This is a genomic window from Bordetella sp. N, assembly GCF_001433395.1.
Lineage (GTDB): Bacteria > Pseudomonadota > Gammaproteobacteria > Burkholderiales > Burkholderiaceae_B > Bordetella_C.
Genome location: NZ_CP013111.1, coordinates 1,507,513 through 1,527,245 on the forward strand (window position 1 = coordinate 1,507,513; position 19,733 = coordinate 1,527,245).

At 65.2% G+C, this 19,733-nt stretch carries 17 protein-coding genes; 15 read left to right on the plus strand and 2 right to left on the minus strand.

What is annotated here, in order from left to right:
* Positions 1 to 40 precede the first annotated feature (40 nt).
* Positions 41 to 1,006 (plus strand): tripartite tricarboxylate transporter substrate binding protein, encoded by a 966-nt coding sequence (locus tag ASB57_RS06540; protein ID WP_057651503.1) that lies wholly within the window; start codon positions 41 to 43, stop codon positions 1,004 to 1,006.
* Between the two features lie 111 nt (positions 1,007 to 1,117).
* A complete protein-coding gene (locus ASB57_RS06545; protein WP_057651504.1) occupies positions 1,118 to 1,633 on the plus strand; it encodes a hypothetical protein in 516 nt (171 codons plus the stop codon).
* Positions 1,634 to 1,713: 80 nt separating this feature from the next.
* Here ASB57_RS06545 and ASB57_RS06550 read toward each other — a convergent pair whose 3' ends face one another.
* The gene (locus ASB57_RS06550) at positions 1,714 to 2,199 is read right to left on the minus strand and encodes a VOC family protein (protein WP_057651505.1); all 486 of its coding nucleotides are present in this window, start codon (positions 2,197 to 2,199) and stop codon (positions 1,714 to 1,716) included.
* A gap of 403 nt (positions 2,200 to 2,602) precedes the next feature.
* Between ASB57_RS06550 and ASB57_RS06555 the strand changes: the two genes are divergently transcribed.
* From ASB57_RS06555 to ASB57_RS06590, 8 genes are all read left to right on the plus strand, one after another.
* On the plus strand, positions 2,603 to 4,894 hold the full coding sequence (locus tag ASB57_RS06555) for an EAL domain-containing protein (protein ID WP_057651506.1): 2,292 nt from the start codon (positions 2,603 to 2,605) through the stop codon (positions 4,892 to 4,894).
* On the plus strand, positions 4,894 to 6,846 hold the full coding sequence (locus ASB57_RS06560) for an ATP-binding protein (RefSeq protein WP_057651507.1): 1,953 nt from the start codon (positions 4,894 to 4,896) through the stop codon (positions 6,844 to 6,846). Before ASB57_RS06555 ends, ASB57_RS06560 begins: the two co-directional genes overlap by 1 nt.
* Positions 6,847 to 6,917: 71 nt before the next feature.
* A complete protein-coding gene (locus ASB57_RS06565) occupies positions 6,918 to 8,468 on the plus strand; it encodes an ABC transporter substrate-binding protein (protein ID WP_057651508.1) in 1,551 nt (516 codons plus the stop codon).
* Between the two features lie 59 nt (positions 8,469 to 8,527).
* Entirely contained in the window at positions 8,528 to 9,445 is a 918-nt protein-coding gene (locus ASB57_RS06570; RefSeq protein ID WP_057651509.1) for an ABC transporter permease, read from the plus strand.
* A 1-nt stretch (position 9,446) separates the two neighbouring features.
* A complete protein-coding gene (locus ASB57_RS06575) occupies positions 9,447 to 10,388 on the plus strand; it encodes an ABC transporter permease (RefSeq protein WP_231755355.1) in 942 nt (313 codons plus the stop codon).
* The gene (locus ASB57_RS06580; protein ID WP_231755356.1) at positions 10,385 to 11,515 is read left to right on the plus strand and encodes an ABC transporter ATP-binding protein; all 1,131 of its coding nucleotides are present in this window, start codon (positions 10,385 to 10,387) and stop codon (positions 11,513 to 11,515) included. The genes ASB57_RS06575 and ASB57_RS06580 overlap by 4 nt, the downstream gene beginning before the upstream one ends.
* Positions 11,512 to 12,537, plus strand: coding sequence for an ABC transporter ATP-binding protein (locus tag ASB57_RS06585; protein WP_231755357.1), 1,026 nt, complete (start codon positions 11,512 to 11,514; stop codon positions 12,535 to 12,537). Before ASB57_RS06580 ends, ASB57_RS06585 begins: the two co-directional genes overlap by 4 nt.
* Positions 12,534 to 13,925: a M20 family metallopeptidase gene (locus tag ASB57_RS06590; protein ID WP_057651510.1), complete on the plus strand. Its 1,392-nt coding sequence runs from the start codon at positions 12,534 to 12,536 to the stop codon at positions 13,923 to 13,925. Before ASB57_RS06585 ends, ASB57_RS06590 begins: the two co-directional genes overlap by 4 nt.
* A gap of 165 nt (positions 13,926 to 14,090) precedes the next feature.
* On the opposite strand, the gene ASB57_RS06595 is transcribed toward ASB57_RS06590, so the two are convergent.
* Positions 14,091 to 15,413, minus strand: a complete 1,323-nt coding sequence (locus ASB57_RS06595) for a rhomboid family intramembrane serine protease (protein ID WP_057651511.1) — start codon at positions 15,411 to 15,413, stop codon at positions 14,091 to 14,093.
* A gap of 218 nt (positions 15,414 to 15,631) precedes the next feature.
* Here ASB57_RS06595 and ASB57_RS06600 point away from each other — a divergent pair, with 218 nt between their 5' ends.
* From ASB57_RS06600 to ASB57_RS06620, 5 genes are all read left to right on the plus strand, one after another.
* A complete protein-coding gene (locus ASB57_RS06600; protein ID WP_057651512.1) occupies positions 15,632 to 16,159 on the plus strand; it encodes a Fur family transcriptional regulator in 528 nt (175 codons plus the stop codon).
* A 6-nt stretch (positions 16,160 to 16,165) separates the two neighbouring features.
* The gene (locus tag ASB57_RS06605) at positions 16,166 to 17,020 is read left to right on the plus strand and encodes a 4'-phosphopantetheinyl transferase superfamily protein (RefSeq protein WP_057651513.1); all 855 of its coding nucleotides are present in this window, start codon (positions 16,166 to 16,168) and stop codon (positions 17,018 to 17,020) included.
* Between the two features lie 214 nt (positions 17,021 to 17,234).
* The gene (locus ASB57_RS06610; protein ID WP_057651514.1) at positions 17,235 to 17,477 is read left to right on the plus strand and encodes an MbtH family protein; all 243 of its coding nucleotides are present in this window, start codon (positions 17,235 to 17,237) and stop codon (positions 17,475 to 17,477) included.
* Positions 17,478 to 17,497: 20 nt separating this feature from the next.
* On the plus strand, positions 17,498 to 18,235 hold the full coding sequence (locus ASB57_RS06615) for a thioesterase II family protein (protein WP_156414075.1): 738 nt from the start codon (positions 17,498 to 17,500) through the stop codon (positions 18,233 to 18,235).
* 2 nt (positions 18,236 to 18,237) lie between these two features.
* Positions 18,238 to 19,674 (plus strand): hypothetical protein, encoded by a 1,437-nt coding sequence (locus ASB57_RS06620; RefSeq protein WP_057651516.1) that lies wholly within the window; start codon positions 18,238 to 18,240, stop codon positions 19,672 to 19,674.
* Positions 19,675 to 19,733: the final 59 nt, after the last annotated feature.

Sequence of the window (19,733 nt, forward strand, 5' to 3'; positions counted from 1 at the left end):
CGCCGGCATACGTACCGGTTTTCATGACCAGGGGATCTTTATGACTTCGTTCAAACGCATACTTGGCGGCGCCCTAGCCGCATTGGCGCTCGCGCCCGCGCTGGCTTCCGCTGCTTATCCCGAGAAGCCCATCACGCTGGTGGTGCCGTGGGCCGCCGGCGGTTCCACCGACATCCTGGCGCGTCTGCTGTCGCAGCACATGACGACCTCGCTGGGCCAATCGGTGATCGTCGAAAACCGTTCCGGCGCGTCCGGCAACATCGGTTCGGCCTACGTGGCCCGCGCCAAGCCGGACGGCTACACGCTGCTGGTGGGCTCGATGAGCACGCACACCATGAACCAGGCGCTGTACGCCACGATGCCCTTCGACGGCGTCAAGGACTTCACGCCGCTCGCCGAGCTGGCGCTGGTCACCAACACCATGGTGATCAACCCTGAATTGCCGGTGAAGACCGTGGCTGAATTCATCGACTACGCCAAGACGCACCCGCTGGCTTATGCGTCGGCCGGCGCGGGCTCGACCAACCACCTCAGCGCGGCCATGTTCGAGAAGGCCACGGGCATCAAGATGACCCACGTGCCTTATCGTGGCGGCGCGCCCGCGGTGCTGGATACCGTGGCCAACCGCACCCAGCTGTTGTTCAGCGCCGGCACGCAGACCTTGCCGCACGTGAATTCGGGCAAGCTGCGCCTGCTGGCCGTCACCGAGGACAAGCGTTCGCCCTTGCTGCCGAACGTGCCGACCGTTGGCGAGACCGTGCCCGGCTACGAAATGGCCGTCTGGTACGGCGCCTTCGGCCCGGCCGGCATGGACCCGGCCCTGGTGGAAAAGCTGAACAAGGAAATCAACCGCATCCTGGCGCTGCCGGAAGTGCAGAAGCAGATGGGCGACATGGGCGTCCAGGTGATGCAGAGCACGCCCAAGCAGTTCGGCGAAACGCTCGTTCACGATGCCGACAAGTACGGCAAGCTGGTGCGTGAACTGGGTATCCGCGCCGACGACTGATAGCCGCGGCGGGCGGCACGGTGCGCCGTGCCTGCCCGTGCCGACTGTCTTTGCGCCCGCTGCCCTTGACGGCAGTCCGGGCGCTTTTTAACAAGCAGGAATAGGGCCTTCATGACTCAAACGCTGGAACTGGAACAATCGGCCGCGGCGCTGCTGGCCGTGGATGAACTGGCGGCTGCCTGTGCGGGCCAGGATCCGGCGGCGCTGTTCGGCGCCGTCGACCGCTACCTGCGGCCCTTGCTGGGGCACACGCTGTGCACCGTCAACCGCTTCGATGCCGAGCGCATCGCGGTGGTGCGCCTGTACAGCTCGGACCCCAAGTCCTATCCGCCGGGCGGGTCCAAGGACAAGGCAGGCATGCCCTGGGGCCGGCACGTGTTGCTGGAGCGCAAGGTGTACGTGGGTGAGGGCGAGGCCGCGATACGCGAGTCCTTTGACGATCACGTCGCCATCGCATCGCTGGGGCTGAAGTCGGTGATCAATGTGCCGGTGGTGACGGGCGATGTCTGCCTGGGCACCTTGAACCTGCTGATGCCGGCCGAAACCGTGACCCCGGCCATGGTGGCCAGCGCGCGCCTCGGCGCGCTGCTGGCCGTGCCCGGCTTCCTCGGCCTGAAGCAGGGCTAGGCGGAACCACCCGCGCTACTGCGTGGGGGGTTTCCACGGGGTGTCGTCATCCTGTGTGGCTAACACGGAAATCGCCCGCGCTACTGCGCGGGTGGTTTCCAGTTAGCCATCATTTCCTTCATTTCTTTGTCCATCTGCTCCGGCGTCATGTCGCGTTTGTGCGTGGCCATGGACCAGCTGTGCCCGTACGGGTCCTTCAGCACGCCATAGCGGTCGCCCCAGAACATATCCGTGGGCGGCATGACCGTCGTGCCGCCGGCCTCGATCGCGCGGGCAAAGCCCGCATCCACATCTTCCACGTACAAATGCAGGGTCACCGGCGTGCCCTTGAGCGTGGTCGGACTGGCCGACCCGCAATTGGGCATCTCGTCGGCCAGCATGACGTTGGAATCGCCGATCCGCACCATGGCGTGCATGACGCCACCGTTGGGCCCGGGCAGGCGCGCCAACTCCGTGGCGCCGAAAGCTTTCTTATAAAAATCGATGGCGCCCGCCGCATCGCTGCAGATGATGTGCGGGGTGACGGTGTGCATGTCCGGCGGTATGGGTTTGACCGAAGTGCTCATGGCGTGTCTCCTGGGATGGCGGCCGCCCGGTGGGCGGTCTCATTGCCACGACGAACGAAGTTGCGGCGGATCGACATCCTCGAATTTAATGCGGCAACACCCACGCGGAAGCATCCGCGGAAACCATAAACAATTAGATACTTCCGTGACGGATTCCGTAATTCCACCGCGACCGGGAATGTTCGGAAAATGAAATAATTTGCGCCGGGAGCGCGAATTGCAGATGGCAACCCAATGGGGATCCCGAAGAAAGAAGTTGATCGTCTCAGAAATTTATTGTTTCGATACATATCCTGGGATATAAATCTCTCCACAATCATGGCGCAAAGGATTACGCCATTGGTATGAATGCCGGGCGCAGATCCGGCCCATCGGGACGAGACGTATTTGTTGGGGGTAGCAGATGGCCGTAGAAGAGCAGTCCGGGCGAGCGCGCACGGAGGACGGCGAGCTGTTCACGTTTGCCGCGGAGCCGGCTGAGGACAAGCAGGCGGGCGCGCGGGAACAGCAAGCCGAGACGCCGCGCGAGGCTGGTTTCACCATACTTTCCGTTGACGATGACAGCGAGTTTCAACGCTCGCTACGCTTGGCGCTTGCCAATTTCACCTTCCTGGGCGCGCCGATTCGCATTCTTTCAGTCAATTCCGGCGCCGCCGCCGCGCGTCTGCTGGCCGAAGGCAAGGAGGAAATCGCGCTGATCATCCTGGACGTCGTCATGGAAACCGACGACGCCGGGCTGCGCCTGGTGCGCAGCGTGCGCGAAGTGCTCGGCAATGCCGAGGTGCGGGTCGTGCTGGTAACGGGCCAGCCCGGCATCGCCCCCATGAAACAGTCCCTGTCGCAGCTGGACATCAGCGACTATTGGCTGAAGACCGACCTGACCGTGGAGCGCCTGCACGGCATCCTGATGAGTAACTTGCGGACCTGGGAGCAGATTCGCGCCCTGGGCCGGGCCCGCAAAGGGCTGCAGGTGATCGTGGAGGCGGGAAACTTCCTGACCCGCTCGCGCAGTCTGTCGGACTTCTCGCAACGGGTGATGCTGGAACTGGCCCGCCTGCTGGGCGTGTCGCCGGAGGGGCTGGTGTGTGTCGCCGAAGATGGCAGTGCCCAGCATCATCCCCTGCAGGCGCGCATCGTGGGCGCCGCGGGTCAGTTGGCCAACTCCATCGACCTGGAGCTGGCCGAATTGCCGCTGGGCGAGATTCGCGAGACCCTGGTGCAAGCGCTGACCTTGCGTGCCAACGTCGATGGCAGCGCCAGCCAGGTGCTGTTTTTTCCCGGTCCGGAAGAGGGGCCGCACGCCGCCACGTACATCGCGACGGGGCGCGAACTGGATCCCACCGAGCATGAGTTGCTGCGCGTCTTCGCCGCGCACATCAATTCGGGCTTGATCAATGTCGCCTTGAACAGCCGGCTGGATCGCGTGGCCTATGAAGACACGCTGCTGGAACTGCCCAATGCGAATGCCATGCTGCGCGCGCTGGAGCCGGTGCTGGAACATCCGGTGCCGCGCGATCGCGCGCTGCTGTTCATCGAGCTGGATCAATACGCGGCAAGCTGTCTGGCGCTGGGCGTGGAGCAGGGCAACCTGATGCTGCAGAAAATGGCGGCGCGGCTGCTCGCGGTATTCCCGGCGCCTTGCCTGGTGGCCCGCCTGCACGACGACACCTTCGCCATTCTGGGCCAGCGCGGCCGCCTGGACCACGAGCAGGTGGCGCAGCTGGAACTCATGGACGACGAGGACGGGCACGACTTCATCAGCGTGCGCGCTGCCCGGCTGGACCTGGATGCGTATGAGGGGTCGGCGGCCGCGGCCATGGCGCTGGGGGCGCTGCTGTTGCGGCGCTCTCCCATCAAGAATGGGCTGGGCATGGCGGAGTATGAGGCCTGTGAAGAACAGGCCCTCAACCAGCGCTTCACGCTGTCTCGCGAGTTGGCGCGGGCCCTGCGCGGCGATCAGATCAGCATCGAACTGCAGGCTCAGGTGGACATCTGTACCCATCAAGTGGTCGCGGCCGAGGCCTTGGCGCGCTGGACCCGTGAGGACGGTACGCGCGTGCCGCCGGACGAATTCATTCCTATGGCGGAAGCCAACGGCATGATCATTCCGCTGGGCAATCGGGTGCTGCATCTCGCCTGCCAGGCGCTGGCGCGGCTGAAGGAGGCGGGGCACCCGGACATTCGGGTGGCCGTCAACGTGTCGGCCGTGCAATTGGCGCGGCGCGGCTTCATGCAGGAGTGGATGGCCGTGGTCAGGCATTACGGCATCGATCCTGGCCGCCTGGAGCTGGAAATCACGGAAAGCGTGGCCATGCACGATCACGAGAGCAATGGCGTGTTGTTGCGCGGGCTGCGCGAGGCGGGCTTCCCGATCGCCATCGACGATTTCGGTACCGGCTATTCGTCGCTGCTCTATCTGCGGGACATGCCGGTGACCACCCTGAAGGTGGATCGCCGCTTCATAGATGAAGTCGGCAAGCCTTCGGGGGATCATCTGATTCCTGAAATGATCCTCAATCTGGGCCGGCGCCTGAATATGCAGATCGTGGCGGAAGGGGTGGAGACCGCGGAGCAGGTGGCGTGGCTGCTGTCGAACGACTGCCCGCATGCGCAAGGCTATTTCTACTCCAGGCCTGAAAGCGTGGACGCATTTCTGGCCCGGCTGGCGCGGCAGGCCGACACCGCGGGTAGCTGATGGCCGCGCCGCCGCTCGCTGCTCCCCCAGTCGCCGCGACGCCGGCACGCGTGCCCCTGTTGCGCGGGTTCCTGGACTTGCCGCGGCAAGTGCAGCGCCGGTTCGCGGTGATGCTCCTGCCCTGGCTGGCGGTATTCGCCTTGGGTTTTCCCTGGCTGTGGCTGAAGTTCGACGGCCTTGCGCGCGAACCGCTCTGGCACGAACGCGAAAGCCTGCTCGATGAATCGGTGGAAATCGTGCGGCGCACCTTGGACAGCCTGGAGCACGACGTGCTCTTTCTGAGCGATATGTCGTCGCAGCTGCCACGTGAGAACGTCGAAGACGGGTCGCCGATGGCGCGCCTGTATGTGACGTTCGCCCGCACCGCCGGCGTCTACGACCAGGTGCGCTGGCTTGGGGAAAACGGGGCTGAACTGCTGCGCGTGAACTGGCGCATGGGCACTCCGCTGCTGGTGCCGCAGGCGCAATTGCAGCAGAAAGTGGGCAGGGGCTATTTTGCCGATACGCGCGGTACGGTGCCGGGCACGGTCTACTTTTCGCCGATGGACTTGAACGAAGAACATGGCGGCGTGGAGCGGCCCTTGGTGCCGACCCTGCGCGTTGCCACGCCGCTGTACGAGGATGACATCGCCCAGGGCGTGGTGGTGATCAACTACCGCGCCTCCCGGTTGCTGTCGCGCTTGAACGACCTGGCGCGCCGCCGTGACCTGACGGTGATGCTGCTCAATGACGACGGCTATTGGCTGCAAGGCCCCGAACCTGACGACGATTGGGCGTGGCAACTTGGCTTGCCGCAACGCAAGGTGCCCAATACCGATCCGGCATTGTGGCGGTCGGTGAGTGGCGCCGACAGCGGGCGCTATCGGGGCGCGATCGGCGACTACGCCTTCCGCCGCCTGAAGATCGGCGCGGACTCCTTCACGGACCTCGACAGCGCCGGCCCCGTGGTCAACAAGCTGGGCCTGGTGGTGCTGGTGGGCGGCGAACGGGGGCAGGCCGCCAGCTGGGCCGAGAACTGGAAGGTGATGCTGGCGCCGCTGATGGCGCTCGTGTTCCTGGTGACGCTGCGCTACGGCTGGGTGACCATGCGCGGGCTGGTCGACGAGGAAGCGCGCGCAAGAGAGTTGCGGCGCACGAACAAGGCGCTGCGCGATGCCTACGAGAACCTGACGCATGTGCGCGCCGACCTGTCGCGCGCCGAGCGGCTGTCGTCACTGGGCTTGATGGTGGCCGGTGTGGCCCATGAGTTGAATACGCCGCTGGGCAGCGCCAGCCTGGCCGTCAGCGCGCTGACGCAATCGATAGAGACCTTGCGCGCCCGGCTGGAGGCAGGCCTGCGCAAGTCGGACCTGCAGGCTTTCCTCGACGAGGCCAGCGAGGCGTCCAGGCTGGCGGACGGTGCGGTACGGCGCGCGTCAGGTATCGTCCGCCGCTTCAAGCAGGTGGCGGTGGACCGCACCAGCATGGAACGGCGGTCCTTCGCGCTCGACGAAGCCGTGCTGGACGCGGATCCGCGGCTGCGCAAGTGGCCTTATGAACAGATCCAGCTACGTCTGGAGCTGGAGCGCGGGCTGTTCATGGACAGCTATCCCGGCCCGTTGGAGCAGGTCATCGGCAATCTCTTGAACAATGCGCTGGCGCACGCCTTCGATCACGAGAACGGCAGCGGCACCTTGCGCATCCAGGCGCATGGCAGCGCCGGCGGGGATGTGGTGGTGCGCATCATCGACGATGGCGTCGGCATAGAAGAAGCCGACCTGCCGCATATCTTCGATCCTTTCTTCACCACGCAGCGCCATCAGGGGGGCACCGGACTGGGGCTGCATATCGTCGCGCAGATGGTCAGCGAGGTCCTGAGCGGCCGCATCGACGTGCAAAGCAGGCGCGGCGGGCCGGATCACGGGACCACCTTCACCTTGGTGCTGCCCAGGCAGGCTAAGTATATGTCCTAGGTAGGCGCGGGCCGAACCGGTCGGCAAAATCCCTGGAGTTTTTGAATGCAATTTAAACCAGGGGAAGAAAAATGAGCGGCAGGCGATTCTTGCTGGGCGTGGCGGCGGCCGCGACCTTGGTGTCAGCGGGCGGTACGGCCTTGGCCGGCAAGGCGGATGACACCCTCGTTTGGGCCACCGCCACCGAGATGAACACCCCCGACATCTATTATGGCAATCAGCGCGAAGCCCTGATCGTCACCTACGCGATGTGCGATTCGCTGGTGCACCGTGATCCTCTGACCAACGAATACAAGCCGCTGCTGGCCACCAGCTGGTCCTGGACCGGTGACCACACGCTGGACGTGAAACTGCGCAAAGGCGTCAAGTTCCACAACGGCAAGGAGATGACCGCCGAGGACGTCGCCTACACCTTCAACACCCTGGCCCCCGAAAGCAGCGGCATGGCATTCCGCGCGCTGGTGGACTGGATCAAGAACGTCGAGGTGGTGTCGCCCTACGAAGTGGTCTTCCATGCGACCCGCCCCGCGCCCGCCGCGCTGGAATACCTGACCGGCACGTCGCCCATCTTCCCCAAGGGCCATTACGACAGCGCGCCCTCCGTGCCCACGGCCGACGGCAAGACCCGCCGCGACTACGGCGCGGTGCTGCCGATGTGTACGGGCCCCTACAAATTGCAGGAATACAAGCCGGGCCAGTCGCTGACCCTGGTCAAGAACGATCAATATTGGGAAGGTAGTCCCAAAGGTAAGCCGCATATCGGCAAGATCGTGCTCCGCACCATCCCGGATGTCGACACGCAGGTTTCGGAATTGATGACGGGCGGCATCGACTGGATGTGGGGCGTGCCGCCGGAAAACGCCAAGCTGCTGGCCGAACAGGACAGCCTGACGGTGAAGTCGGCGGCGACCATGCGCATGTCCTTCCTGTCGCTGGACGCGTCGGGCCGGTCGGGCGACAACCCCATGAAGGATGTGCGCGTGCGGCGCGCGGTGTTCTACGCCATCGATCGCGAGGCCCTGGTCAAGAACCTGATCGGGCCGGGCTCGGTGGTGCAGAAGTCCATGTGCTCCATGAACCAGTTTGGCTGCACGGACAAGGTGCCTGATTATCCTTACGATCCGGCCAAGGCCAAGGCGCTGCTGGCCGAGGCGGGCTACCCGAACGGGTTCGACATGACGTTCTACGCCTATCGCGACCGCCAATACACGGAAGCCGTGGCGAACTACCTGCGCGCGGTGGGCATCCGCACCAATATCCAGTTCATGCAGTGGGGCGCGTTGCGGCCCATCGTCGTCGGCGGCAAGGCGCAGATGGCGCATCTGACCCTGGGTTCCAACGGCATGCTGGATGCGTCGGCGTCGACCAGCTATTACTTCAAGTTCACCGGCGACGACTACGCCCGCGACCCGCAGGTGCGCGATTGGCTGGAAACCGCCGATACGTCGACCGATCCCGAGAAGCGCAAGGAGTTCTACGCCAAGGCGCTGTCGCGCATCCAGGACCAGGCCTACTTCGTGCCGCTGTATACCTATGGCCGTACGTATGCCTTCAACAAGGACCTGGACTATCCGCTGACGCCGGACGAAATGGCCCACTTCTACCTGGCCCGCTGGAAGTGATCTTCCAGGGTTGAGCAACCGGGCCGCGTCGGCTGACGCGGCCCTGCCGGTTTTCTCTCATGCTGTCCTATGTAGTCAAGCGTTTGCTGGTCACGCTGGCGGTGGTGGTGGTGATCTCCATCGTGGCGTTTTCCCTGGTTCATCTGGCGGGCGATCCGGCCGTCGCCATGGCGGGGGAGAACGCGACCCAGCAGGACGTCGACAATATCCGCAAGGTCTACGGTTTCGATCGTCCGTTCACGGAACAATATTTCAGCTGGGTGGGCCGGGTGCTGCACGGCGATTTCGGCCGGTCCTATTATCTGCGCACGCCGGTGCAGCCGATCCTGGCGGAGTATGCGCCGGTGACCGTGCGCCTGGGGCTGATGGCGCTGGCCTTCACGCTGTTGTTGTCCATACCCCTGGGCGTGCTGGCGGCGCTGCGTCCGAATACCCTGATCGATCGTTTCTCGCTGTGGCTGGCGGTGGCGGGGCAGGCCTTGCCGTCCTTCGTGTTCGCCATGCTGCTGATCTTCATTTTCGCGGTGACTTTGCGCTGGCTGCCCGTATCGGGAGGCTCGACCTGGTGGCACTTCGTGCTGCCGGCGATCGCACTCGGCTACAACGCCACCCCGGCGCTGATGCGCCTGACGCGGTCTGGCATGATCGAGACGCTGCAGTCGGACCACGTGCGCACCGCGCGCGCCTACGGCCTGGCGCGCTGGCGCGTCGTGCTGCGCCATGCCTTGCGGCACGCCATCATTCCGGTGGTATCGCTGGCGGCCGTGCAGCTGGGGTATATGCTGGGCGGTTCCATCGTCATCGAGACGGTGTTCTCGCTCAAAGGGCTGGGCTATCTGGCCTGGCAGTCCATCCAGCGCTCCGACATCGAAGTGGTGCAGGCCATCCTGCTGGTGATCGCCGTGGTGTACGCGATGCTGACGCTGCTGGCGGACCTGGTCAATGCGATGCTGGACCCGCGCATCCGGATTTCTTGAGATGAACATGCAAGCTGCCCAGGCGGGAAATTCGCCCCAAACCGCGGCCGCCGGTGTGCCCGCCGCGGTGCCCGTGGTACATACCCTGTCGCCGCGCCAGATCGCCGTGCGGCGCGCGCTGCGTCATGGCGGCTTCTGGTTCGGTGGCGGCATCCTGCTGGTGATCCTGCTCTGTGCCATCTTCGCGCCGCTGCTGACGTCGGCGGACCCGGCCTTGCAGGACCTGGGCAAGCGTCTGATTCCGCCCGTATGGGCGCCCAGGGGCAGTTGGGAGCACCTGCTGGGCACCGACGCGCTGGGCCGCGATTATTTCGCCCGGCTGGTCTATGGCGCGCGTATATCACTGGTGGTGGGTGTGTTGACCGTCCTGGTCTCGGGCACCCTGGGCACCGCGCTGGGCGTGGCCGCCGGCTATTGGGGCGGGCGGGTCGACCTGGTGATCAATTTCATCTTGACCATACGCCTGACCCTGCCGGTGGTGCTGGTGGCGCTGGTGGTGGTGGCCGTGGTGGGCAATTCCTTGCCCTTGCTGATCCTGGTGATCGGGCTGCTGTTGTGGGATCGCTTTGCCATCGTCACGCGTAGCGCCACGCAGCTGATCGTGAATCGCGAGTTCATCGGCGCGGCGCGCGCCATCGGCAGTTCGACCCCACGCATCCTGTTCAAGGAAGTCCTGCCCAATCTGACGGGGCCGCTGGTGGTGGTGACGTCGATCGAAATGGCGCACGCCATTCTGCTGGAGGCGACGCTGTCCTTTCTTGGCCTGGGCGTGCAGCCGCCGCTGTTCACCTGGGGCCTGATGATCGCGGAGGCCAAGAACCAGCTGATGTTCCGGCCCTATCTGATCGCGATTCCTGGTGCCGCGCTGGTGTTGCTGGTGCTGGCCATCAATATGTTGGGCGACGCCTTGCGCGACGCCACGGCGCCGGAGGGCAAGGCATGAGCGCGGATATGGCAAACCGGCCGCCGGCTGCCGCGGCGGGCGAGACGGTCCTCGACGTGCGCGGCCTGGCGGTGGAGATACCCACCACCAATGGACTGTTGCGCCCGGTGCGCGGTGTGGATTTGAGCGTCGCGGCGGGCGAGACCCTGGCCATCGTGGGCGAATCGGGCTGCGGCAAAAGTTTGACGTCCCTGGCCATCATGGGGCTGTTGCCGCGCCACGCGCGCGTCACGGCACAAACGATCGCGCTCAAGGGCGCGACCTTGCAGGGGCTGTCCGACCGCGACTGGCGCAAATTGCGCGGCAATCGCATGGCCATGATTTTCCAGGACCCCATGACCGCCCTGGATCCCTGTTATCGCATCGGCGACCAGATGGTGGAGGTGCTGCGCCAGCATCGCAAGGTCAGCCGCGCCGACGCCATCGCGCGCTGCCTGTCGCTGTTGCGCCAGGTCGGCATCTCTTCGCCGGAACAACGGCTTGAGCAATACCCGCATCAGCTGTCGGGCGGCCTGCGCCAGCGGGTCATGATCGCCATGGCCTTGTCGTGCGAACCCGAGCTGATCATCGCGGATGAGCCGACCACGGCGCTGGACGTGACCATCCAGGCGCAGATCCTGCATCTGCTGGCCCGCATCCAGCGCGAAACGGGTATCGGTCTGGTCTTGATCACGCACGACCTGGGCGTGGTGGCGGGGATCGCGGACAGGGTGGCGGTGATGTACGGTGGTCAGGTGGTGGAGACTGGTAGCTGTATGGACGTCCTGACGCGGCCGCTGCATCCCTATACGGAAGGCCTGCTGCGCTCCATTCCCGTACCCGGGGCGACGCGGCGGGGCGAATTGCTGGGCTACATCCCCGGCGTGGTGCCGCGTCAGACCGGTGAGCTGACGCGTTGCGGGTTTATGGAACGCTGCCCATACGCGAACGCGGCCTGCGCGGCTGGGCCGGTAGCTCTGCGTGTCGCGGCCGTGGATGGCGCGGGGCGCCAGGCGCCCCACGTCGATCACACCGTGCGTTGCGTCCTGCCTCTCGACGGCAGCGGCCGCGCCGCCGATGCGTGGCAACGCCACACACAGGGCGGGGCCGTGGCAACCGAGCCAGTGGTCGTGGAGGGCGCGGCATGAATCTCGAAGCCAACACCATCCTCGATCCGCAAGCCGCAACGCGTGAAGGTCCGCTGGAAGAATCGGGCACGATGCCGCCGCAGCCCTTGCTGCGCGCCAGCGCGGTGACCCGCGATTACAAGGTCGGCGGCGGCACCCTGCAGGCCTTGCGCGGCGTGGACCTCGACGTCTATGAAGGCCAGACCCTGGGCCTGGTGGGCGAATCCGGCTGCGGTAAAAGTACGCTGGCCAAGCTGCTGCTGGGGATGGAGGCGCCCACGTCCGGAACGGTGCTGGTGGGCGGCCGTCCCATCACGGCATACGATCGCCTGGCGCGCGCACGTCTGATCCAGCCCGTCTTCCAGGACCCTTATTCTTCACTCAATCCGCGCATGACGGTGGCCGCCATCATCGGCGCGACGCTTGAAGTGCGTGGCGAACGTGCCGCGATCCGGGCGCGCAAGGTTGCCGATACCGCCCATGCCGTGGGGCTGCCGGCGCATCTGCTCAATGCCTATCCCAGCCAGTTGTCGGGCGGCCAGCGCCAGCGCGTGGCCATTGCCCGCGCGCTGATCGGCGAGCCGAAGATCCTGATCTGCGATGAACCGACTTCCGCCCTGGACGTGTCGGTGCAATCGCAGATCCTGAATCTGCTCAGTGGCTTGCAGCGCGACTTCAACCTGACCATGGTGTTGATCAGCCACAACCTGGCGGTGGTCCATCATCTTGTCGATCGCGTGGCCGTGATGTACCTGGGCGCGGTGGTGGAGGAAGGGGCGACCGATGCGGTGTTCAACGCGCCGCGCCATCCTTATACCGCCGCCTTGCTGGGTTCGGTGCTGGCGCCGACGCCGGGCGCCGGCCTGCCCGATATTCCCGTGTCCGGAGAATTCCCCAGCCCGTTGCATCCGCCGTCGGGCTGTGCCTTCCACCCGCGCTGTCCGCGCGCCCAGCCGATCTGCGCGCAAGAGACGCCGCGCATGGCGGGTGTCGCGCACCGCCATGTCTGCCATTTTCCTTTGCAGCAGGAGATCCCATCATGACTCGTCACGCAGCCGTTGAGCGCGCCCAGAAATATTTCGACGACGGCACCTTGTTCGCGGACGTGGCGCGCCGCGTGGCGCAGCCGACCGAAAGTCAGAACCCCGACCGCGCCGCCGAGTTGCGCGCGTATCTGGACAAGGAGATGCGGCCGACCCTGGAAGCGCTGGGCTTCACCTGTCGGGTGCTGGAGCATCCGCGCGCCAAGGGGCCTTTCCTGTTCGCCGAACGCATCGAGGATCCCGCGCTGACCACCGTCTTTTCCTACGGCCACGGCGATGTGGTGCCGGGCATGGAAGGGCGCTGGCGCGATGCGCTGAATCCCTGGGAGCTGACGCTCAAGGGCGACCGCTGGTATGGCCGCGGCGTCGCCGACAACAAGGGGCAGCATTCGATCAATCTGGCCGCGCTCAAGTGCGTTCTGGAGACCCGCGGCAAGCTGGGCTTCAACGTCAAGTACCTGATCGAAATGGGCGAGGAGATGGGCTCGCCCGGCCTGTTCGAAGTATGCGAGACGCACCGCGACCTGCTGCGTGGGGACGTGCTGATCGCGTCGGACGGCCCGCGCCTGCTGGCCGAGCGGCCGACGCTGTTCATGGGCTCGCGCGCCATCATCAACGTCGACCTGGAAATCAATGCGCGCGAAGGCGGGCATCATTCAGGGAATTGGGGCGGGCTGCTGTCGAATCCCGGTATCCAGCTGGCCAATGCCATCGCCACCATCGTCGGTCCCACGGGCAAGATCCTGGTGCCTGAATGGATGCCGGCGGAGTTGCCGGATTCCGTGCGGCGCGCGCTGGCGGATTGTTCGCTGGACATGGCGGACGGGCCCGCGATCGATCCCAACTGGGGCGAGCCGGGTTTCTCGGCGGCGGAAAAGGTCTATGGCTGGAGTTCGGCTGAAGTGCTGTCCTTCGTCTGCGGCAATCCGGACAAGCCGGTGCACGCGATCCCGCCACGCGCGTGGGCACGCATGCAGTTGCGCTATTGCGTGGGCGTGGATCCTGAAGAAGTGGTGCCGGCTTTGCGGCGCCATCTGGACCGGCTTGGCTACACCATGATCGAGCTGTCCAGCCCGCGCCAGGACATCGCGCCGGCCACGCGGCTGGATCCGGATCATCCCTGGGTGCAATGGGCGGCCGCGTCGATCAGCGAGACCACGGGGAAGAAGCCGGCGATCCTGCCGAATCTGGGCGGGACCTTGCCGAATCATTGCTTCAGCGATGCCTTGGGGATGCCCACGCTGTGGGTGCCGCATTCGTACGCGGGCTGCTCGCAGCATGCGCCCAACGAGCACCTGCCCGTGGCCATCGCCCGTGAAGGCATGGCCATCATGGCAGGGCTCTATTGGGACCTGGGCGAGGAGAAGACCCCCCCGTACCGCGCGTAGCGCGGCCCCCCAGGGGGCGGCACTGGCGGACCGGAGGAGGTCCCACCCCCACGCGCTGCGCGCGTCCCCCTCAAGGGGGCGGCACTGGCGGACCGGCAAAGCCGGCTCCGCTGTGCCTGCGATAATAAGACCTGTGCATTGCACAGGTCTTATCACACGACAGTGTTAGCGGCTGCAGGACCAGTACGGGCAGCCGGATTCCCGGACGATGCCGGTCGCCATCGGACCGGCGCTTTGCAGCAATGCGATCGTCGCATAGGACGGATACGCATCGTTGATGCTCAAGGGCTCGCCGTAAGGATGCGCGGGCGCGTCATCCCCATTCCCGCTGAGCAAATCCTCGATGTCGCTCCGGTTCTTCGCCGCGGCTTGCAGGTCCAGCCCTTGAGGAGCGGTGCCGAACACGGCCGCGTAGATTTGCGGCCGGGTGGCGCAGTAGCGCTGGATGACATCCAGGCCTTTCTGGATCGGCGCCTGGGTCACCCGCGTGCGCAGGTCTGCCGCTTCGGCCTCGCAGTTGGCGTACTGGGCAGGCAGATACTTGGCCAGCAGGGGATAGCTGTCCTCTTCGCCCTCCGCGCAACGGCGCAGATCCTCGGCGCGGACCTTGGCGGGAGAGGCGTCCGGATCGCGATTGCCCTCGGCATCCTCACCCCGCAGCACGCTCCCGACACAACCGTCCAGAATCATCGAACCTTGAAGCGCGTAAGACGACTCGCCCAGGCCGATGTGCCGCAAGGTATCCTGCAGGCGCGCGACGGCCAGTTTGTCGTTCAGGTCCTTATCCTGCTTTTCCAGGGCCAGGCTGGCCAGGGCCGCGGTGGCGAGCACCGCGGCAGACAGCAGGACCAGGGCAGCGCGCCCGGGCCGCAAGTCTTCGCAGAAGCGTGCCACCAGGGCCAGCACGAAGCCGGCGGCAAGGCCGCCGAAGTGCGCCGCGTTATCGATGGAGAAGACCGTGCCGGCGGCGAACGTCAGCACCAGGCTCATCGCCAGGTTCTTCATCGGGAAGTGGACGCGGCCGCTGTTGCGGTCAGCCAGGGAGTAGGCCATCGCGGCGCCGAACAGGCCCAGTATCGCGCCCGAAGCCCCGCAGCTGACCATCAGCTCGTTCTGATTCCACAGGGCGGTCGTCAAGCTGCCCCAGAGTCCGGACAACACATAGATGCCCAGAAACATCGGCCAGCGCATGCGCGGCTCCAGCACCAGGCCCAGCGACCACAAAGCCAGCATGTTCATGGCCAGGTGCGTAAAGCCCACGTGCAGGAACATGCTGGTGAACAGGCGCCAGTATTCGCCGGACAGGGTCAGCGGCGGGACGTTGGCGCCCCAGTCGATCAGGAAAGAGCTTTGGCTGAGCGATTCGAAAGCGCGGGAATCCAGCAAGCCCAGGCCAAGATAGACCGCGATGTTGGCGATGACCAGCAGGATGGTGATCTTGCTGGCCCTGAGGACGGGAAGCAAGGACGGGCGGCCCGGGGAAGGCATGAGGGTAGGTCTCCTGATGGATGCCACGGCGCAAGGCCAGCGCCGAATGAAATGGGGGCGGATTGCAAGAATAGCTGATTTATGTGGCGGCGCCATGGGTGATCGACTCGCGCGCGTTTGCGTCTTTCACGGAACCGGGGTGATAACATCTGGCGAGCCCTGCCGGCCTCGGGCGGCAGCGGCGGGAGCCGTCCACATCAGACTCAGCGATAATCATTTTGGTCACCAAAAGCGTAAAGCAGGAAGTTCTGGACGAACTGCAGGGCCTGAAATTGCGGGCCACCGTTCCCCGGGTAGCGATCCTCGAAATCTTCTACAGCGCCCGGCGCCGCAAAGCCGCGCGCCCGGTCGCCGCCGACGGCAGGGTCAGCCCCATCCACTTCAGCGTGGACGACATGTACAAACGGCTCATCGAGCAGCACGTCGATGTAGGCCTGGCGACGGTGTACCGCGTGATGCAGCAATTCGAGGAGTCCGGCCTGCTGTCCAGCAGCCGCTTCGATGCCGACCGCGTGGTCTATGAATTGAACGAAGGCCGGCCCCACGATCACATCGTTTGCCTGACCTGTGGGCGGGTCGACGAATTCCACGATGCCTTGATGGTCGCCAGGCAGAAGGCGGTGGCGGACGGCATGGGCTACCTGCTGCACAACCATCAATTGGCGCTGTACGGGATCTGCGCGGACTGCCAGTCCCGCGCCGGCAAGCCTGGCAAGTCGGCCGCTTCGGGCAAGAACAAAGGGTAGGCACAGATGGCGTCCCCGCTGCTGCCGTTGGATGAATGGGGGCGGGCGCTGGGCATTCATGTGGCGGAAGTGCGCCCGGCCGGCGCGCCGGCGGACATCCGCTTGCTACGCGTGACTTTGCCGATCGTTGTGGCCGGCTCAGGTGCGGCCGGCTCAGGTGTGGCCGGCTCAGGTGCGGCCGGCTCAGGCGCGCCCGGGGCACCCGCGCCCGACCTGGATGCGGCCGGCATCGCCGATCCCGCCACGACGTGGCAGGCCGCGCAAGCCGGCCTCATCGCAGCGGAACAGGCGCGCATGCGCCGCTATCACCATGTCGCCGATCAGCTGCGTTTCGGCGCGACGCGCGCCTTGCTGCGCCAGGTGCTCGCCTGGCATCTGCACGCCGACGCCTTGCAGAACGTCGTGATCACGGCGACGCCGACGGGACGCCCCCAATGCGAGGGCAGCGGCCTGGACTTCAATGTGTCGCACTCCGGTTCATCTTCCTGCATCGCGTTCTCCACGCAACGCAGGGTCGGCGTAGACGTTGAAGCGAGCGGGCGGCAGGCGCTGCCGCTGAACGTGCAGGCGATGGCGCTCACCGATACCGAACTGAACGACGCGGCCACCCTCGACGAGACGGCCAGAAACGCCGCCTTCTATACGACCTGGACGCGCAAGGAAGCCGTGTTGAAAGCTTGCGGCCTGGGCATCACTGAAGCGCTGCGCGCCTTCCACTTACGCACGTCCGCAAGCGGCTGGGTGCCCGTGGTTGAGGAGGGCGCCGACCCCGCTATGACGCATGTGTTGCAGGACTTGTATGGCGTCGACTGTTGGGACGACGAGGCAGGCCGCGCGGCCCTCGCGTGGTCCGCTTTCTAAATACCTCGCAGGTGTTTCCAAGTGTCATAAGCGCTGTTGACAGTGCGATATTTGGCTCGTACAGTGCGTGGGTCAAACAAATGGAACGATTATCATTTGATTGATGTTCAAGACGAATTCCACAGCACCATCCCGCTCGACTGAGTACTTTTTTAACGGCCTCGCCGGAGCCATTCCGTTCGGCGCGGCCATACGAAACCTCGGGAGATTCCGCATGAACTGGGACGATGAAAACGCCGTTTTCAAGGTCGTCGTCAATCACGAAGAGCAGTATTCCATCTGGCCTGCATACAAGGAAAAAATTCCGGGCGGCTGGCGTGAAGCCGGCAAGCAGGGCAGCAAGGCCGAGTGCCTGTCCTATATCGAAACCCACTGGACCGACATGCGGCCGTTGAGCCTGCGCAAAGCCATGGACGGCGCGGGCCCGAACGCATCCGCGCCCGCGCTGTCATCCTGAGCGCCGCGGTGCCGGCCGCCATGCATCTGTTCTGCCTGCCTTACGCGGGCGGCAATGCCGGCATCTACCGTGACTGGGCCGCGCGCCTGCCTGCCTGGGTGACGCCCGTGCCGCTGTTGCTGCCGGCGCGTGGGGTGCGCTACGGGCTTGCGCCGGTGACGGAGTGGCCTGTACTGCTGGACCTTCTGGAGCAGGACGTGGCGCCGTATCTCGATCGGCCGTATGCGGTGTTCGGACACAGCATGGGCGCGCTGATCGGTCTGGAGCTGGCGCGCCGGCTGCGCGACCGGCGTGCTGCTTCACCTGTCTGGTTCGGCGCGTCGGCATGCGTCGCGCCCACGCGGCGCCAGGTGGACGATCGTTGGTTGACGCGTTCGCAGGGGGAGTTGGTGGCGGAAGTGCGCGAGCTGGGGGGTACTGCCGCCGAATTGCTCGACAACGAGGAATTCATGGCCTTGGTGACGCCCATGTTGCGCGCGGATTTTCATCTGTGCGGCACGCATCCACAAGCCGCGTGGCGCGCCGGGGAGCAGGAAACGCCGCTGAATTGTCCGATCACGGTGTATGCGGGGCGTCGCGATAGCAAGGTGAGTACCGAGCCGCGCAATCTGGAAGATTGGAGGCAGGAGACCCGCGGCAGTCTCGATGTTGTCATGTTCGATGCCGACCATTTCTTCGTGCACAGCCAGCGCGATGCACTGCTAGCGAGTGTGGGGCGCGCCTTGGCCACTTACGCAAGTCATCCATCAGGAGATTGAATGTGAGCCAGCTTTTGCTTACGCCGCTGTTTGATTTCGATCCGTATCGTGAACAGCGCACTGACTATCTGGACCTGATCAAGCAGTTTGCCTCCCATCACGCTTTTCGCAGCGCGGTGGTGGAGGAACTGGAACTGGACGACGATTTCTATCGCCGCCCGCTGCGGCCGGAGGACCTGGAGTTTCTCAAATTCCAGCGTCCTATCTCGGAGCAGACGGTCAGCCGCCTTCCTTCGCTCGCCAGCAATCGCATGTTGCTGACCATCAACGATCTGGATATCGCTCGTCTGCCGCGCCATGCCGATCCGGCCGAGCAACTGCGTTTCGAACAGTTCTACGAAGCGCGCAACCAGGATCTGGGCAAGCGCCTGCGCCCCTTCCTGGAAAGCTACGCGTTCAGCTATCTGGGCAATGAAGGTCGAGACGGTGCCACTGTGCCGCGGTTGAGCGACGATCTGGCTCGGTTGGTGGACGACGAACGCGATTTCTGGCGAGGCATCTTCGAACTGCTATTGCGCAACAACTATCTGGAAGAAGGGCTGCGTTTCATCCTGGTTCAACGCTGGTGCCTGGCGCCGACGCGGCGCGCGGCGCTGGCGCGCGCGCAGGCCGCGGGCTATTTCGCCGGCCTGGATGAGGGTGACCTGCCCAGGTTGTCGGGCAGCATGCTGGGCGATGCCGCCATCGAGAGTGCGGCCCGCATGTTGGGCGTGGCACGCCAGGCCCATTCCTACTGGCAGTTCTATTTGCCGACCAGCCTGGCCAAGGCCAATTTGCTGACCTCGCTGGCGGCGCGGCCGGATCGCGCCTATGCACTGCTGGGCGCGGCTTACGGCGGCGAAGCGGAATGGCTGGCATTCAGCCTGGCCTTGCGGCAGGCCTGCCCACATCTTGCGGGTCCCTTGGCCGAAGGCGAAGCGCAACGCGCGCTGGATGACCTGGCCGTACGGTGGCGCCGCGCGGCACAGGTGGTGCTTGAGCGCCAGGGGCCGTATGGCGTGGCGCGCGCGGGGCAGGGGCTGGGCGCGGTGGTCAAGCTGGCCGAACGCGCGCGCTGGGATCTGGGCGAGCAGCTGGCGTGGCTGTCGGCCATTCCCCAGTACTGCCGATGGGCGCAGGCCATCGAACACCGCATCCAGGCGGAGTGCCCCAATATCGACAGGGAAACCTTCGTCGAGCCGCGGGAGATGTGCTCCACGACCCACGTCCACAATGATCATCGCCTGGTGGTCATCGAGCACGGCGACATGGTGTTCTGGGGCAACCTGGGCATGGCCTTGTCCATGACCGTGGGCGACAAGGTGCTGATCCCGGATGGGCGCCTGCACGGGTCCACCGTGGTGTCCGACGAGTGCACCTATCACCAGCCCATCATCCCGGATGACTGGATAGCGGCGCTACGCGCCCAGGGCGCGCGGCAAATGGCGGTATCCGCCTAGCGCGCCAACCTCACCGCGCTTTATCCGTCTTCTCTTTGGTGGACGACCCCGGCCACGCG

Excerpts from the sequence above, each read along its gene's own strand:
- ASB57_RS06610 (WP_057651514.1), top strand. The coding sequence starts at position 17,235 with ATGAACTGGGACGATGAAAACGCCGTTTTCAAGGTCGTCGTCAATCAC.
- ASB57_RS06605 (WP_057651513.1), top strand. The coding sequence starts at position 16,166 with ATGGCGTCCCCGCTGCTGCCGTTGGATGAATGGGGGCGGGCGCTGGGC.
- ASB57_RS06555 (WP_057651506.1), top strand. The coding sequence starts at position 2,603 with ATGGCCGTAGAAGAGCAGTCCGGGCGAGCGCGCACGGAGGACGGCGAG.
- ASB57_RS06540 (WP_057651503.1), top strand. The coding sequence starts at position 41 with ATGACTTCGTTCAAACGCATACTTGGCGGCGCCCTAGCCGCATTGGCG.
- ASB57_RS06550 (WP_057651505.1), bottom strand. The coding sequence starts at position 2,199 with ATGAGCACTTCGGTCAAACCCATACCGCCGGACATGCACACCGTCACC.
- ASB57_RS06565 (WP_057651508.1), top strand. The coding sequence starts at position 6,918 with ATGAGCGGCAGGCGATTCTTGCTGGGCGTGGCGGCGGCCGCGACCTTG.
- ASB57_RS06560 (WP_057651507.1), top strand. The coding sequence starts at position 4,894 with ATGGCCGCGCCGCCGCTCGCTGCTCCCCCAGTCGCCGCGACGCCGGCA.
- ASB57_RS06570 (WP_057651509.1), top strand. The coding sequence starts at position 8,528 with ATGCTGTCCTATGTAGTCAAGCGTTTGCTGGTCACGCTGGCGGTGGTG.
- ASB57_RS06575 (WP_231755355.1), top strand. The coding sequence starts at position 9,447 with ATGAACATGCAAGCTGCCCAGGCGGGAAATTCGCCCCAAACCGCGGCC.
- ASB57_RS06545 (WP_057651504.1), top strand. The coding sequence starts at position 1,118 with ATGACTCAAACGCTGGAACTGGAACAATCGGCCGCGGCGCTGCTGGCC.
- ASB57_RS06590 (WP_057651510.1), top strand. The coding sequence starts at position 12,534 with ATGACTCGTCACGCAGCCGTTGAGCGCGCCCAGAAATATTTCGACGAC.
- ASB57_RS06585 (WP_231755357.1), top strand. The coding sequence starts at position 11,512 with ATGAATCTCGAAGCCAACACCATCCTCGATCCGCAAGCCGCAACGCGT.
- ASB57_RS06580 (WP_231755356.1), top strand. The coding sequence starts at position 10,385 with ATGAGCGCGGATATGGCAAACCGGCCGCCGGCTGCCGCGGCGGGCGAG.
- ASB57_RS06615 (WP_156414075.1), top strand. The coding sequence starts at position 17,498 with ATGCATCTGTTCTGCCTGCCTTACGCGGGCGGCAATGCCGGCATCTAC.
- ASB57_RS06595 (WP_057651511.1), bottom strand. The coding sequence starts at position 15,413 with ATGCCTTCCCCGGGCCGCCCGTCCTTGCTTCCCGTCCTCAGGGCCAGC.